The organism is Streptomyces sp. RKAG337, from assembly GCF_023701715.1.
Taxonomy (GTDB): Bacteria; Actinomycetota; Actinomycetes; order Streptomycetales; family Streptomycetaceae; genus Actinacidiphila.
The window spans coordinates 4,532,501-4,546,649 of sequence record NZ_JAJOZA010000001.1; the positions used below are offsets into that span (position 1 = coordinate 4,532,501).

At 70.9% G+C, this 14,149-nt stretch carries 11 protein-coding genes and 2 rRNA genes (1 of these 13 only partly in view); 8 read left to right on the forward strand and 5 right to left on the reverse strand.

Annotated features, from left to right (window positions below; translation table 11 throughout):
• A 23S ribosomal RNA gene (locus LNW73_RS20210) occupies nucleotides 1–525 on the forward strand (it extends 2,598 nt beyond the left edge of the window).
• 78 nt (nucleotides 526–603) lie between these two features.
• Nucleotides 604–719, forward strand: a 5S ribosomal RNA gene (gene rrf, locus LNW73_RS20215).
• A 265-nt stretch (nucleotides 720–984) separates the two neighbouring features.
• Here the strand turns inward: rrf and LNW73_RS20220 are convergent.
• From LNW73_RS20220 to LNW73_RS20240, 5 genes are read right to left on the reverse strand one after another with little or no spacing between them, the layout of a single operon-like run.
• The gene (locus LNW73_RS20220) at nucleotides 985–2,295 is read right to left on the reverse strand and encodes a DUF58 domain-containing protein (RefSeq protein WP_250990867.1); all 1,311 of its coding nucleotides are present in this window, start codon (nucleotides 2,293–2,295) and stop codon (nucleotides 985–987) included.
• Between the two features lie 17 nt (nucleotides 2,296–2,312).
• Entirely contained in the window at nucleotides 2,313–3,278 is a 966-nt protein-coding gene (locus LNW73_RS20225; protein WP_250976139.1) for an AAA family ATPase, read from the reverse strand.
• On the reverse strand, nucleotides 3,275–4,549 hold the full coding sequence (locus LNW73_RS20230; RefSeq protein ID WP_250990868.1) for a DUF4350 domain-containing protein: 1,275 nt from the start codon (nucleotides 4,547–4,549) through the stop codon (nucleotides 3,275–3,277). The genes LNW73_RS20225 and LNW73_RS20230 overlap by 4 nt, the downstream gene beginning before the upstream one ends.
• Nucleotides 4,546–5,187 carry a DUF4129 domain-containing protein gene (locus LNW73_RS20235; RefSeq protein WP_250990869.1) on the reverse strand — a complete coding sequence of 214 codons (642 nt, stop codon included), beginning with the start codon at nucleotides 5,185–5,187 and terminating at the stop codon, nucleotides 4,546–4,548. The genes LNW73_RS20230 and LNW73_RS20235 overlap by 4 nt, the downstream gene beginning before the upstream one ends.
• Before the next feature lie 6 nt (nucleotides 5,188–5,193).
• The gene (locus tag LNW73_RS20240; protein WP_250990870.1) at nucleotides 5,194–6,456 is read right to left on the reverse strand and encodes a DUF7544 domain-containing protein; all 1,263 of its coding nucleotides are present in this window, start codon (nucleotides 6,454–6,456) and stop codon (nucleotides 5,194–5,196) included.
• 87 nt (nucleotides 6,457–6,543) lie between these two features.
• Between LNW73_RS20240 and mtnA the strand changes: the two genes are divergently transcribed.
• The 6 genes from mtnA to hpf all read left to right on the forward strand — a co-directional run bounded on the left by mtnA (nucleotide 6,544) and on the right by hpf (nucleotide 14,129).
• Nucleotides 6,544–7,611 carry an S-methyl-5-thioribose-1-phosphate isomerase gene (gene mtnA, locus LNW73_RS20245; protein WP_250990871.1) on the forward strand — a complete coding sequence of 356 codons (1,068 nt, stop codon included), beginning with the start codon at nucleotides 6,544–6,546 and terminating at the stop codon, nucleotides 7,609–7,611.
• A gap of 243 nt (nucleotides 7,612–7,854) precedes the next feature.
• Entirely contained in the window at nucleotides 7,855–8,532 is a 678-nt protein-coding gene (mtrA, locus tag LNW73_RS20250) for a two-component system response regulator MtrA (RefSeq protein ID WP_138358886.1), read from the forward strand.
• 1 nt (nucleotide 8,533) lies between these two features.
• Nucleotides 8,534–10,438: an MtrAB system histidine kinase MtrB gene (gene mtrB, locus LNW73_RS20255; RefSeq protein ID WP_250990872.1), complete on the forward strand. Its 1,905-nt coding sequence runs from the start codon at nucleotides 8,534–8,536 to the stop codon at nucleotides 10,436–10,438.
• On the forward strand, nucleotides 10,438–12,288 hold the full coding sequence (locus tag LNW73_RS20260; RefSeq protein ID WP_250990873.1) for an LpqB family beta-propeller domain-containing protein: 1,851 nt from the start codon (nucleotides 10,438–10,440) through the stop codon (nucleotides 12,286–12,288). The genes mtrB and LNW73_RS20260 overlap by 1 nt, the downstream gene beginning before the upstream one ends.
• A 169-nt stretch (nucleotides 12,289–12,457) precedes the next feature.
• Nucleotides 12,458–13,171 (forward strand): ComF family protein, encoded by a 714-nt coding sequence (locus LNW73_RS20265; RefSeq protein ID WP_250990874.1) that lies wholly within the window; start codon nucleotides 12,458–12,460, stop codon nucleotides 13,169–13,171.
• A 280-nt stretch (nucleotides 13,172–13,451) separates the two neighbouring features.
• Nucleotides 13,452–14,129, forward strand: a complete 678-nt coding sequence (gene hpf, locus LNW73_RS20270) for a ribosome hibernation-promoting factor, HPF/YfiA family (protein WP_250976131.1) — start codon at nucleotides 13,452–13,454, stop codon at nucleotides 14,127–14,129.
• Nucleotides 14,130–14,149: the final 20 nt, after the last annotated feature.

Consider the following 14,149-nt stretch of genomic DNA (forward strand, 5'->3'; position numbering starts at 1 on the left):
AAGTCGGGACTAGTGATCCGGCGGTGGCTTGTGGAAGCGCCGTCGCTCAACGGATAAAAGGTACCCCGGGGATAACAGGCTGATCTTCCCCAAGAGTCCATATCGACGGGATGGTTTGGCACCTCGATGTCGGCTCGTCGCATCCTGGGGCTGGAGTCGGTCCCAAGGGTTGGGCTGTTCGCCCATTAAAGCGGTACGCGAGCTGGGTTTAGAACGTCGTGAGACAGTTCGGTCCCTATCCGCTGCGCGCGCAGGAATATTGAGAAGGGCTGTCCCTAGTACGAGAGGACCGGGACGGACGAACCTCTGGTGTGCCAGTTGTCCTGCCAAGGGCACGGCTGGTTGGCTACGTTCGGAAAGGATAACCGCTGAAAGCATCTAAGCGGGAAGCCTGCTTCGAGATGAGTATTCCCACCCCCTTTGAGGGGTTAAGGCTCCCAGTAGACGACTGGGTTGATAGGCCAGATGTGGAAGCCCGGTAACGGGTGTAGCTGACTGGTACTAATAGGCCGAGGGCTTGTCTAACTATTTTTGCTTCGCGTCCACTGTGTAGTTCTGAAGTAACGAACCGTGCCATTATCCGGTTGGTTAACTTCATAGTGTTTCGGTGGTCATAGCGTTAGGGAAACGCCCGGTTACATTCCGAACCCGGAAGCTAAGCCTTTCAGCGCCGATGGTACTGCAGGGGGACCCTGTGGGAGAGTAGGACGCCGCCGAACAATTTTTGAGAAGAAGCCCCCAGGCTATAGCCTGGGGGCTTCTTTGCGTTGTCGGGGCCGGTCCAGCGGTGCTGCCGGCAGGCGTATCGATCTCGTGCCGTTTGCAGCGGTTCAAAGTACGGGCCACCGGCGTGGGCGCTGAACCCGTCGACGTCGGCGTAGGCCTCGTTCAGGTAGAAGAGATCCGGGTTCTCCGCGTCTGCGGGGACCTTGAATCGCTGGGATCCGGGCTCCTACTGCCCGGCGAACCCAAGCGGTCACATCACTAGAGGCGGCCGGCGGCCTTCAGGGACAGGTACGCGTCCGCCAGGGCGGGGGCGATGTCCGTGGGTGGGGCGTCGACGACGGTGATGCCGTGGCGGGAGAGGCGCTGGCTGGTGCGGCGGCGTTCGGCGCGCGCCTGTTCCGCGGCCGCTGCCGCGTAGACGGCGTCCAGCGTGCCGCGGCCCCGGACCATTTCCTCGATGCGGGGGTCCGCCACGGACGCGATGAGGACCTCGTGCCGATGGGTGAGCTGGGGGAGAACGGGGAGCAGGCCCTCTTCCATGGGGGCCGCGTCGAGGCCCGTGAGCAGGACCACGAGGGATCGGCGTGGGGCGCGCTGCAGGATCGCGGCGGCCAGGCCCCTGGCGTCGGACTCGACCAGTTCGGGTTCGATCGGCGCCATCGCGTTGACGAGGGCCGGAAGCATGTCGGTGGTGCTGCGGCCCTGGACGGAGGCGCGGATGCGGCGGTCGTAGGCGAGGAGGTCCACGCGGTCGCCGGCCCGCCCGGCGAGGACGGCGAGCAGCAGCGCGGCATCCATGGCGGCGTCGAGGCGGGGAGCGTCGCCGACCCGGCCCGCCGAAGTGCGGCTGGTGTCGAGCACGATGAGGATGTGCCGGTCGCGTTCCGGTCGCCAGGTGCGTACGGCGACGGTCGTGCGGCGGGCGCTCGCGCGCCAGTCGATGGAGCGGGTGTCGTCGCCGGGGATGTATTCGCGCAGCGAGTCGAACTCGGTGCCCTGACCGCGGATCAGAAGTGAGGTGCGGCCGTCGAGTTCGCGGAGCCGTGCCAGCCGGGACGGCAGGTGCTTGCGGCTGGTGAAGGGCGGCAGGACGCGGACGGTCCACGGGATGCTGTGCGAGCCCTGGCGGGCGGCGAGGCCGAGCGGACCGTGCGAGCGCACGATGACGCGTTCGGCCTGCCGGTCGCCGCGGCGGGTCGGGTGCAGCACCGTTGTGACGCGGCGGCGTTCGCCCGGTGGGACCACCAACCGGTGCCGGGACGCGGCCACTTCGGTGCCCGGGTGCCAGCTGCTGGGCGGCCAGGAGTCGCGCAGCAGGGCGCGCAGCGGCCGGCGGCCGGGGTTGGTGACGGTCAGCGTGACGTTCGCGGTCTCACCGAGTCGAACGGATGTGTCACCGATTCGAGTGAAATGGAGCTTTCGCACTGGCGCGGCGAGCGCGAGATCGCACAGAATTCCGAGCAGAAGGACGCCTTCGACAGCGAGGATGCCGCTCCAGCCGGGGAGCAGCACACCGACGGCGAGGGCGCCGAGTGCGGCGAGAAGGGCGGTGCGTCCGGTGAGTGCCATGGGCTGTTCCTGCCGGCCTAGCGGGGCACGGGGACGTGGGCGAGGATCGCGGTGATGACCGAGTCGGCCGTCACGCCCTCCATCTCGGCCTCGGGCCGGAGCTGCACCCGGTGGCGGAGGGTGGGCAGGGCGAGGGCCTTGACGTCGTCGGGAGTGACGTAGTCCCGGCCGGTGAGCCAGGCCCAGGCACGGGAGGTCGCCAGCAGGGCGGTCGCACCGCGCGGTGACACTCCGAGGCTGAAGGAGGGGGATTCTCGGGTGGCTCTGCAGAGGTCGACGATGTAGCCGGTGATCTCGGGGGAGACGGACGTCTTGGCGACGGCGGAGCGGGCGGCTTCGAGGTCGTCGGGGCCCGCCACCGGCCGCAGGCCGGCGCCCGCGAGGTCCCGGGGGTTGAAGCCTTCCGCATGCCGGGTGAGGACGTCTATCTCGGTGGCGCGGGAGGGGAGCGGAAGGATCAGCTTCAGCAGGAATCGGTCGAGTTGGGCTTCGGGGAGGGGATAGGTGCCCTCGTACTCGACCGGGTTCTGGGTGGCTGCGACCAGGAACGGGTCGGGGAGGGGGCGCGGAGTGCCGTCGACCGATACCTGGCGTTCCTCCATCGCTTCGAGGAGGGAGGCCTGGGTCTTGGGCGGGGTGCGGTTGATCTCGTCCGCGATCAGGAGGTTGGTGAAGACCGGGCCGGGCTGGAAGGAGAACTCGGCGGTGCGGGCGTCGTAGACGAGGGAGCCGGTGACGTCGCCGGGCATGAGGTCGGGCGTGAACTGGACGCGCTTGGTCTCCAGTTGGAGCGAGGCTGCCAATGCGCGGACCAGGAGGGTCTTGGCGACTCCGGGGACGCCTTCCAGGAGGACATGGCCGCGGCACAGCAGCGCGACCACCAGGCCGGTGACTGCTGCGTCCTGGCCGACGACGGCCTTGGCGATTTCGGTGCGCAGGGCCTCGAGTGAGGTGCGGGCACTGTCGGCTGTCGGGGCGCTCACGGAGTTGCGTACCTCTCTGTGGAAGTGATGCGGCGCTCAAGGGCGTCGAGGTCGTCGGCCAGACGCAGCAGGGCCGCGTCGTCGGATGGGGGCGGGCCGTAGAGGAGCGTGCCCGGGTCGGGATCCGGGCCGGTGCCGGGGCCGCCGAGGAGGGCGGCGACGGCGGCGATGAGGGCCTCGGGGGCGGGTGCCGGGGAGATGCCGACGATCGGTGCGAGCCGGTCGCGGGTTGCCTGGCGCAGTGCTTCGGCGGCCCTGGCGCGGGCGTTGGCCCGGCGGTAGAGGCGGGCGCGTCCTTCGGTGGCTTCGGAGGCGTGCACGGCCACGGGGAGCCGTTCGGCGATGACGGGGCCGAGTCGGCGGGCTCTCCAGAGGGCGGTGACGACGGCGGCGATCAGCAGCTGGAGGAGGCCCCAGCTCCAGCCGCCGGGGATGAGGTCGAAGAAGCTCTTGCGCTCGCCGTCGAGTGCGGAGGCGTCGCTGAGGGAGGGGAGGTACCAGACCAGTTCGGGGTGCGCGCCGAGGAGTTGCAGGGCGAGGGAGGCGTTGCCCTGCTCGTCGAGGCGGTCGTTGGTGAGGAGTCCGGCGGAGCCGAGGACGACGGTGTCGCCGGTGCCGGTGCTGGTGGCAGGCAGTCGGATCAGGGTGGGGTTGCCGCCGCTGGGGTAGCAGCTGTTGGCGCCGGGGACGGAGGTCGTGTACTCGACGCCGCCGAGCTCGACGTCGCCGGCGCGGGTGGCGCTGGGCAGCGAGCACTGGGGGGCGAGGGTCCGGGTGTCGGTGGGCGCGAGTGCCTGGACGCCGGGAGCGAGCGCTTCGGCCGCGGAGGGGCCGGGGGAGACGAGAACGGTACGGCCGCCGGAGTGTTCGGCGGCACTGTGAAGGAGGGACTGCTGATGTGGGGTGAGCAGGTCGGGGACGGCCACGAGCAGCGTGGTGTCCGTGCCGAGCGCGGCGATGGCTTCGTCGGCAGTGGTCACGACGGTGGTGGTGACGCCCTGGGCCGCGAGGAGTTGGGCGACGGCTCTGCTGCCGGCGGGGTCGGCGGAGCGGGGGTCCAGTGCTCCGTGGCTTTCGCCGGAGCGCAGCGCGGCATAGCCGATCCCGAAGATGAGGACGGCGAGCGCGGCTGCCAGCAGGGCACGCGAGCGGGTCCACAGCTGGCGGGCGGTGGGAGAGACCGAGGTGCCAGCGGTGTTGTCGGCCGGATCGGCCGGATCGGCGGCGGAGGTGGCCGGCGGGGCGGGTGCCGGGGAGAAGGGAGTGGTCATGGGCGGACGTCCCCGGCGTCGGCGAACTGGGGTTTGGCGCGCTGCAGCCGGCCGTCGAGGTCGCGCAGGACCGCGTACGTCTGCTCGGTGCCGGTGCGGCCGCCGTAGGTGAGGTCGTCGAAGAGCCGGGCGGCGTCGCCCAGTTCGGTGGCCTGGTCGGGCAGGGCGCGGCCGGCGTCCGCGGCGGCTTCGTCGGCGGTACGGCCGGGACGCGGGTCCAGGACCGTCCGTTCCTCCAGGGCGCGGACGAGGGCGCGCATCCGTTCCTGGGACGCCTCGGTCCATCTGCGGGCGGCGGCGTGCTGTTCGGCGGCCGTTCGGTGTTCTGCGGCGGTGCGGGTGCGGTCGCCGAACAGGCCGGGCCCGCCGGTGGAGATCTGGCGTATTTTGCCGAGCCGCCAGCGCAGGGCGACCAGCAGCAGGACGACGGTGAGGACGATGGCCAGCAGCCCCACCCCGCCGCCCGGGGTGGCGCCGGAGGCCACGGTCAGCAGGTCGCCGACCTTCTCCCAGAACCAGTCGAGGGCGCGCTGGAACAGGCTCGGGTCGTGCTGGTGGTAGATCCCCTTGGACAGCTCGTGCTCGGCCGCTTCGCGGGCGGCGTCGCGCGGGGTGGTGACCGGTGCGTCCCCCGACACCTGGGGTCAGCTCTCGGAAGTGGTGCGGTCCGGGGTCCGGGTGTCGCCGTAGCCGGGGAGGCCTGCGGCGCGGGCCAGTTCGATGTCGAGGGCCTCGCGGCGGATGCGCTGGTCCATGTAGAGCAGGGCGGTGACGCCCGCGCTGATGGGGAGGGTGATGGCAGTGCCGATGACGCCGCCGATGGCGGTGACGATGAGGAAGGTCCAGCCGAGGTTCGCGTCCTGGGACATGAAGGAGTTCATGCCGTCTCCGCTGACGGCCCCGGCGATCAGGGTGAACGGAGTCTGGATGATCCCGGAGACGATGGTGACCAGGACCCAGGCGAGCAGCTGCACGCCGAGGATCCGCCACCAGGCGCCACGGACCAGTTTCATGGAGCGCTTCATGGACGTGATGACGCCCTGCTTCTCCAGCATGAGGGTGGGAGAGGCGAGGCTCCAGCGGACCCACAGCCAGATCGCGACGACGGAGGCGGCGAGGCCGCCGATCACGGCGAGGGCGATACCGCCGCCGGTGCCGCCCAGGGCGATGATCACGATGCCCGGCACGGTGCCCGCCGCGATGATCAGCAGGGCGATCAGGGGGAGCAGCAGGGTCAGTCCGAGCAGGCGCAGCAGCTGGGGACGGGAGTCCTGCCAGGCCTCGCCGGTGGTGACCGGTCGTCCGAGTACGGCGCGGCTGATGACCATGGTGAGCATCGCGGTCGCGAAGATCATGGCGAGCAGGCTGATCAGGGCCGCGATGCCGGAACCGGCGAGCGCGCCGCCGGCCGAGCGCAGGATCTCGCCGGATGTCGCGTTCGGGTCCTTCTGTACCTGGTTGAAGTCCGAGTTCTCGTTCAGGAACAGGCCCTGGAGGACGACGAGTACGGCCTGGGTGACCAGGGCGACGGCCAGCGAGATGCCCAGCACGACCCGCCAGTGGGCGCGCATGGTGGAGACCGCGCCGTCGAGGATCTCACCGACGCCCAGCGGGCGGAGCGGGATCACACCGGGCTTGGCCGCCGGGGGCCTGCCCCAGGACGCCGACTGCCAGCCGCCCGGGGCACCGCCCCAGCCGGGGCCGGGCTGCGGGGGCGGCGGAGGCGGGCTGCCCCAGCCGCCGCCGGCCGGCGCGGACCACTGGTTGGGCGGGGGCTGCTGCTTGGACCAGTTCGGAGCCGCGTCCTGCGGAGCCGGGGGTGGGGGTGGTGCCTGGGGAGTGTCGCCGCGCTCCGGCTCGTTGGAGTCGGAGGATCCGGGCGATGCCCAGCCCGGAGTGTCGTTCATCGCTGCTGCCCCTTCGCCTGTGTTCAGTGTGCTGGCCATCGTGCCATGGGCTGCCATCGGTGGGGCCCGGCAGGGCAGACTGGGCGGATGGGTGATCAGTTCTCGATACCGGCGGCCGTTGCCATTCCCGCGCTCCGATGGGAGGAGCCGCCGGAAGGACCGGTGCTGGTGCTCCTCGACCAGACCCGGCTGCCGGCCGAGGAGGTGGAGCTGGTCTGCACCGATGTGCAGGCGCTGGTGGTGGCGATCCGCGATCTCGCGGTGCGGGGCGCACCGCTTCTGGGGATCGCCGGGGCCTATGGAGTGGCCCTCGCCGCGGCGCGCGGCTATGACGTGGACGAGGCGGCGGACCTGCTCGCGGCTGCCCGGCCGACCGCCGTCAACCTGGGGTACGGGGTGCGCCGGGCCGTGGACGTGTACCGGGCCGCGCTGCCCGACGGCTTGGAGGCCGCGGCGACCGCGGTGCTCGCCGAGGCCCGTGCGGTGCATGCCGAGGACGCGGCGGCGAGTGCGTCCATGGCCCGCCGTGGTGCCGAGGTGCTGGCGGAGCTGGCGCCGGGCGGTGGCTATCGGATCCTGACGCACTGCAACACCGGGGCTCTGGTCTCCGGCGGCGAGGGCACGGCGCTCGCCGTCGTGCTGGCGGTGCACCGGGCCGGTGAGCTGCGCCGGCTGTGGGTCGACGAGACCCGTCCGCTGCTCCAGGGCGCCCGGCTGACCGCGTACGAGGCGGCTCGCGCCGGTATGCCGTACACCGTGCTCACCGACAACGCGGCCGGTTCGCTCTTCACCGCGGGCGAGGTGGACGCGGTGCTGATCGGCGCGGACCGTATCGCCGCCGACGGCTCGACGGCGAACAAGATCGGCAGTTATCCGCTGGCCGTGCTCGCCCGCTATCACAACGTGCCGTTCATCGTGGTGGCACCGTGCACGACCGTGGACCTGGCGACTCCGGACGGGGCCGCGATCGAGGTGGAGCAGCGTCCGGGCCATGAGGTGACGGATCTGGGGTCCCCGCTGGGCGCTCAGGCGTACAACCCCGCGTTCGATGTCACGCCGCCGGAGTTGATCACGGCCATCGTCACGGAGCGGGGCGTGGTTTCTCCCGTCACGGCGGACGCACTCAGGGTGATGTGCGCTCCCCGGGCGGAGTGACGGCCGGGTCGGTGGGCCGCTTGCGCTGCGTAACCTGTCCCCTGGCTCCGGCGCACGGTTGCACGGTCAGTGGCGAGATCATGCACTGGCGTCTGTGCGCAGTACCGGAGTGACGTATACGCCATTTTTCAACGGGGCGTGATACCGCAGGCCGACCGCTGACCTGCGCAGACACGCCCGTGGATGGGGTGACTATTAACACGCTGGTCGATCAAACGGTTACGACAATGGGATGATGATGCAATGAAGGGTCGAGTCCTGGTCGTCGATGACGACACCGCACTGTCCGAGATGCTCGGCATCGTGCTGCGTGGTGAAGGTTTTGAGCCGTCGTTCGTAGCAGACGGTGACAAGGCCCTTGCCGCTTTCCGGGAGACCAAGCCTGATCTGGTTCTCCTCGACCTCATGCTCCCGGGTCGGGACGGCATCGATGTATGCCGGCTGATCCGCGCGGAGTCCGGGGTACCTATCGTCATGCTCACCGCGAAGAGCGACACCGTCGACATCGTGGTGGGCCTGGAGTCCGGCGCCGACGACTACGTCGTCAAGCCGTTCAAGCCGAAGGAGCTGGTCGCACGCGTCCGGGCCCGGTTGCGGCGGGCGGAGGAGCCGACGCCCGAGCAGCTCGCGATCGGTGACCTCGTCATCGACGTGGCAGGGCACTCCGTCAAGCGGGAGGGCCAGCCGATCGCGCTGACCCCGCTGGAGTTCGACCTGCTGGTCGCGCTCGCCCGCAAGCCCTGGCAGGTGTTCACCCGCGAGGTGCTGCTGGAGCAGGTGTGGGGATACCGGCACGCGGCCGACACCCGGCTGGTCAACGTGCACGTCCAGCGGCTGCGCTCCAAGGTCGAGCAGGACCCCGAGCGTCCCGAGATCGTGGTGACCGTCCGCGGCGTCGGCTACAAGGCCGGTCCGGGCTGACATGTCGGCGTCGTACGAGCGTGAGCGCTTGGAGAGCCGGCATGCGGACCCGCTGAGCGGTCTGCTGCCGGTGCTGCGCTCGTGCGTGCGCTGGGCACGCCGTCCGCTGCTGCCCGCTGTCCGGCTGTGGCGGCGCAACATCCAGCTGCGGGTGGTGGCGGTGACGCTGCTGATGTCGCTGGGCGTCGTGCTGCTGCTGGGCGTGGTCGTCATCGGACAGGTGAAGAACGGCCTGCTCGACGCGAAGGAACAGGCGTCGCGCGGCCAGGCGAGCGGTGGGTTCTCCGTGGCGCAGGCGCAGGCCGACAAGGAGAAGGAGCGGGACGCCGTTCCGGTCGCGGGTGGTGGGACCACCCGCGGAATGATCGACTCCGGAACCTGGCTGAACAATCTGGTCGGCCAGCTCGCCAGTGGTGGCAAGGGCGTCTACTCGGTTGTCGCGCTCAGCCCCGGGACCGGCGACGGAGCCGATGCCCGCGGCCCGCGCACCTCGGGCCTGGTGCTGCCCGACGACAGCATTCCGCAGGATCTGCGCGACAGCGTGGAGACCCGTTCCGGGTCGCAGGAGACCTACGCGACGATCAAGCGGGAGAACGATCCGCAGCCGGAGAACGCGCTGGTCATCGGCAAGCGGATGAGCGATGTGAACGGCAAGCCGTACCAGCTCTACTACCTCTTCCCGTTCGATCAGGAGGAGACGACCCTCGGCCTGGTCAAGCGCACCCTGGCGACCGCGGGGATCTTCGTCGTGGTGCTGCTCGGGGCCATCGCCTGGCTGGTCACCCGCCAGGTCGTGACCCCCGTCAGGATGGCCGCCGGGATCTCCGAGCGGCTCGCCGCCGGCCGGCTCCAGGAGCGGATGAAGGTCTCGGGCGAGGACGACATCGCACGGCTCGGCGAGTCCTTCAACAAGATGGCGCAGACCCTGCAGATCAAGATCCAGCAGCTGGAGGAGTTGTCCCGGCTGCAGCGCCGCTTCGTCTCGGACGTCTCGCACGAGCTGCGCACACCGCTCACCACCGTCCGGATGGCCGCGGATGTCATCCATGACGCCCGCGAGGACTTCGATCCGGTGACCGCGCGCTCCGCGGAACTGCTCGGCAGTCAGCTCGACCGGTTCGAGGGGCTGCTGTCCGACCTGCTGGAGATCAGCCGGTTCGACGCGGGTGCCGCGGACCTGTCCGCCGAACCGATCGACCTGCGGGACGTGGTGCGGCGGGTGGTGGACGCCGCCGAGCCGCTGTCCGAACGCAAGGGCAGCCGGGTGATCGTCAGGGGCGACGAGCAGCCGGTGATAGCGGAGGCAGACCCGCGCCGGGTCGAGCGCGTCCTGCGCAACCTCGTGGTCAACGCCGTGGAGCACGGTGAGGGTCGCGATGTGGTGATCCGGCTGGCGACGGCCGACGGGGCGGTCGCGGTCGCGGTGCGGGACTACGGCGTGGGCCTCAAACCCGGTGAGGCGACCCGGGTGTTCAACCGATTCTGGCGCGCCGATCCGGCGCGGGCCCGTACCACCGGCGGAACGGGCCTCGGCCTGTCGATCGCGGTGGAGGACGCCCGGCTGCACGGCGGCTGGCTGCAGGCCTGGGGCGAGCCCGGCGGCGGCTCGCAGTTCCGCATGACGCTGCCGCGTACCGCGGGCGAGAGCCTGCGCGGCTCACCGATCGCGCTGGAGCCCGAGGACTCCCGGCGCAATCGCGGCCTGAACGCCTCCGGTGCGCCGCCGCGGCCGGACGCCCCGCCGATGCCCCGCACCTCCCCGCTGTCGCCCGCGCTGCCGCCCATGCCGTCGGCACCGGCGCGGCCGCCGTCCGCGAACCCCGCGGCGCTGCCCGGGAACGGGTCGCGGGTGGTGGGGCACGAGTCGGGTGCCCCAGGAGACTCTGCACGGGAGGACGAACGCTGATGCGGGCGATGGGGGAGCGGCGGACCCGCTGGGGCGGCCGGCAGGCCCGGGTGTGGGTGCCGGTGGTCTGCGCGGTGCTGCTCGCGGGATGCGCGTCGATGCCGGGCAGCGGCGAGGTGCACAGGGTCGCCGGCGAGCAGAGCGCCGACTCGGACCAGCAGGTGCAGGTGCTCGGGATCAAGCCGCAGCCCGGCGAGTACCCCGACCAGATCGTGCGCGGCTTCCTGGAGGCGACCACCAGTGACGAGGCCGAGTACGCGACGGCCAAGGAGTACCTGACGACGTCGATGGCCCAGCGCTGGGACCCGTTCGCGAAGATCACGGTCCTGTCGGGCGGCCCGTCGCCGGTCGAGGAGCAGGCCGGGACGGCGCGCAAGGAGGGTTTCCACACGTTCGGGCTGAGCGGTACGCAGGTCGCGGCGGTGGACGAGAAGCACGCCTACACCTCGGGTGACGGAACGACGTTCCACACCTCCTTCCAGCTGGTGAAGGAGAAGAACGAGTGGCGGATCGACTCGGTCGACAACGGCCTGGTGCTCACCGAGTCCGACTTCCAGCGGATCTACCACTCCGTCAACATGTACTACTTCGCCAACCTCGGGACCCCCGGTGCGGGCTCGCCGACGCTGGTGGCCGACCCGGTGTATCTGCGGCGGCGGATAAATTCGCTGGAGTCGGCGGTCTCGGCGATGCTCGGCGGCCCGACCGACTGGCTCGGTCCCGTGGTGCGCTCCGCGGCGCCCAAGGGCGTGGCGCTCTACAACAAGGACACGGACCACGGCGTCTCCCTCGATGACTCGCAGCATCTGCGGGTGCGGCTGAACGCGATGGCGGACCGGATGGACGCGGCGCAGTGCCAGCGGCTGGCCGCGCAGCTGCTGCCCACGGCGCAGAGCCAGTCGGCGACGAAGATCACCTCGGTGGAGGTGCAGCGCGCGAACGGCGATTCGGCGTGCACCCTTTCGGACGAACGGGCCAAGCCGTATCTGCCGGAGACGCTGAGCGGGGTGTCGCCCCGGCAGTTCTTCATCGACGACCACCAGCAGCTCGTCGCGCTGCCCGACGACAACAGTTCGTCGGCGGATACCGTGCCGGGCGTGCTCGGCGGGTCCACCGCGAAACTGGTGTCGGCCGCGGTGAAGCGGGACGAGCAGTACGCGGCCGGGGTCAGGACCGGCGGGCGCGAGCTGATCGTCGCGAACATCTCCAAGAGCTCCGTCGACCCCGGCCGGGTGGTGCTGACCAGCGCCGCGCACGCCGCGAACGACGGTCTGAGCGCACCCAGCTGGGACGGGTACGGCAACCTGTGGGTCGCCGACCGCGACGGACCGCGGTCCCGGCTGCTGATGCTGCGCGACGGCACGGGCGATCCCTACGAGGTGCCGGTGCCGGATCTCGGCGACGGGCGGATCCAGTCGCTGCGCGTGGCGCCGGACGGGACGCGGATCGCGATGCTGGTGAAGAAGGACGGCCGGACGGCGCTGAAGCTCGGCCGGATCGAGCGGGGCGGGACGGCGCAGACGCCCGTGATCACGGTGACGGCGCTGAAGGGCGTGACTCCGCAGCTGGAGGACGTCACCGCCGCGTCCTGGGCGGGCGGCAGCCGGCTGCTGGTGGTCGGGACCGAATCGGGTGGCCTGCAGCAGATCCAGTACATGAACACGGACGGCTCACTGCCGTCCACGCCCGCCCTGCCGGGCATCAGTGACGCGGCCTCGGTGGCGGCGTCGGAGGACCAGACGAAGCCGCTGCTGGCGGCGTACAAGGGCGGTATCTACCGGCTGTTGACGCTGGACGCGAGCTGGAAGCAGATCGCGGCGAAGGGCATCGGGCCGGTCTACCCGGGCTGACGTCCGGCGCGCCGCGGCACCTTCGCCGAGGGCCTTGTGCGACGCCCGGTGAGGGCTCCGGGCCCTGCCGGGCATCCCGTGCGGGCTCCGCCGCGGTCCGCCCGCGGGGTTTTCCACAGGCTGGGCGGGGGTCTGGTGGAGGGATCCCGCAGCGGGCACAGTGGTGGCCATGCGGGCGTGGTGGCGGGAGTTCACCGGACTGGTCCTGCCGGTCGACTGCGCGGGATGCGGTCGGCCGCGCACGGCACTGTGCGGTGCGTGCGGAGAGCTGCTGGGCTCGCCGGACGGGGCGGCCGTGCGGCGGGTGCTGCCGGATCCGGCGCCGGGCGGGCTGCCGGAGGTCCACGCCGCGGCGACGTATGCGGACGAGGTGCGGGCGGTGGTGCTCGCGCACAAGGAACGCGGCGCTCTGGGGCTGGCACGGCCCCTGGGCGCGGCATTGGCCGGTGCGGTGCTCAAGGTGGACACCGTGGGGCCGTTGCTGCTGGTGCCGGTGCCCTCGGCGCGGCGGACGGTCGCGGCCCGGGGGCATGACGCGACCCGGCGGATCGCGCGGTGCGCGGCCGGCGAACTGCGCCGGTCGGGGCGGCGGGCGCGGGTGGCCGCGGTGCTGCGCCAGCGGCGGGCGGTCGCCGACCAGGCGCGGCTGAGCGGGCGCGAGCGGCTGGAGAACCTGTCGGGTGCCGTGGTGGTCACCGGCAGTGGTCACAGGCTGCTGGAGGTGGCCCCTGTGGTGCTGGTGGACGACCTGATGACGACCGGGGCGTCGCTGGCCGCGGCGGCGCGGGCGGTGGAGGCGGCGGGCGGCCGGATCGCCGGTGCGGCGGTCGTCGCGGGGCCGGTGGAAACGGAACTTTGGCCTGAAACACATCGTTGCAGCTAGTACAGCCGGGCGTTCACCCGAACGGAGGTATACCGATGCTGGGGATGCCGACCTCCGCTCTCCAGGACTATGTTCGGTTGTGAGGCAAGGTGAACATCATGGGGTGTTGATCTTGCTGGTGGGGGAGAAGGAGGTGAAAGCGGCCGCTTCGGTGGCTCCGGGGAATTCCGGGGCAGGAGAAGCAGCAGCTGACGCAGCGCCGGACGGGACAGGTGCCCGCTCGGCCTAAGCGAATGGGATGCGCTCCGCGTGTTCGGAGCGATCCGGAACGGAGTTCTGAGTGGACATCGTCATCAAGGGCCGCAAGACCGACGTGCCTGATCGGTTCCGTAAGCACGTGACCGAGAAGCTGGACAAGATCCAGAAGCTCGATGGCAAGGTGATCAGCCTTGACGTCGAGGTGTCCAAAGAGCTCAACCCCCGCCAGTCGGACCGTTCCGACCGGGTGGAGATCACACTGAACACCCGCGGCCCCGTGGTGCGAGCCGAGGCCTCTGCGGCCGATCCGTATGCCGCGCTCGACCTCGCGGTGGCCAAGTTGGAGGCGCGGCTGCGCAAGGCGGCCGACAAGCGCCGGGTGCATCACGGCGGAGGGCGTACACCCCTCAGCGTCGCCCAGGCCACAGCCTCGCTGACCGGCGAGCTGAACGGCTCGGCGCCCGAACCGGCCGCGGAGAACACCGTACCGACGACCCGGATCGGGTCGCTCGAGGTACAGGGGGACGGCCCGCTGGTGGTGCGCGAGAAGACGCACGCCGCGGCGCCGATGGCGCTCGATCAGGCTCTCTACGAGATGGAGCTGGTCGGGCACGACTTCTATCTGTTCATCGACTCCGACACGGGCTCACCGAGTGTCGTCTACCGGCGGCACGGCTACGACTACGGAGTCCTTCACCTGAAGGCGGACCCGTCCGCCGAGGAGGCGCCCGCAGGCGCGGGCGGCGCGCTACGCCGCTGATTTCCAGCTGAAACGCATCA

Bases quoted from the DNA above. Each gene is read 5' to 3' on its own strand.
- LNW73_RS20230 (WP_250990868.1), bottom strand. From the start codon at position 4,549: ATGACCACTCCCTTCTCCCCGGCACCCGCCCCGCCGGCCACCTCCGCC.
- LNW73_RS20220 (WP_250990867.1), bottom strand. From the start codon at position 2,295: ATGGCACTCACCGGACGCACCGCCCTTCTCGCCGCACTCGGCGCCCTC.
- mtrA (WP_138358886.1), top strand. From the start codon at position 7,855: ATGAAGGGTCGAGTCCTGGTCGTCGATGACGACACCGCACTGTCCGAG.
- LNW73_RS20260 (WP_250990873.1), top strand. From the start codon at position 10,438: ATGCGGGCGATGGGGGAGCGGCGGACCCGCTGGGGCGGCCGGCAGGCC.
- mtnA (WP_250990871.1), top strand. From the start codon at position 6,544: ATGGGTGATCAGTTCTCGATACCGGCGGCCGTTGCCATTCCCGCGCTC.
- LNW73_RS20240 (WP_250990870.1), bottom strand. From the start codon at position 6,456: ATGAACGACACTCCGGGCTGGGCATCGCCCGGATCCTCCGACTCCAAC.
- LNW73_RS20265 (WP_250990874.1), top strand. From the start codon at position 12,458: ATGCGGGCGTGGTGGCGGGAGTTCACCGGACTGGTCCTGCCGGTCGAC.
- mtrB (WP_250990872.1), top strand. From the start codon at position 8,534: ATGTCGGCGTCGTACGAGCGTGAGCGCTTGGAGAGCCGGCATGCGGAC.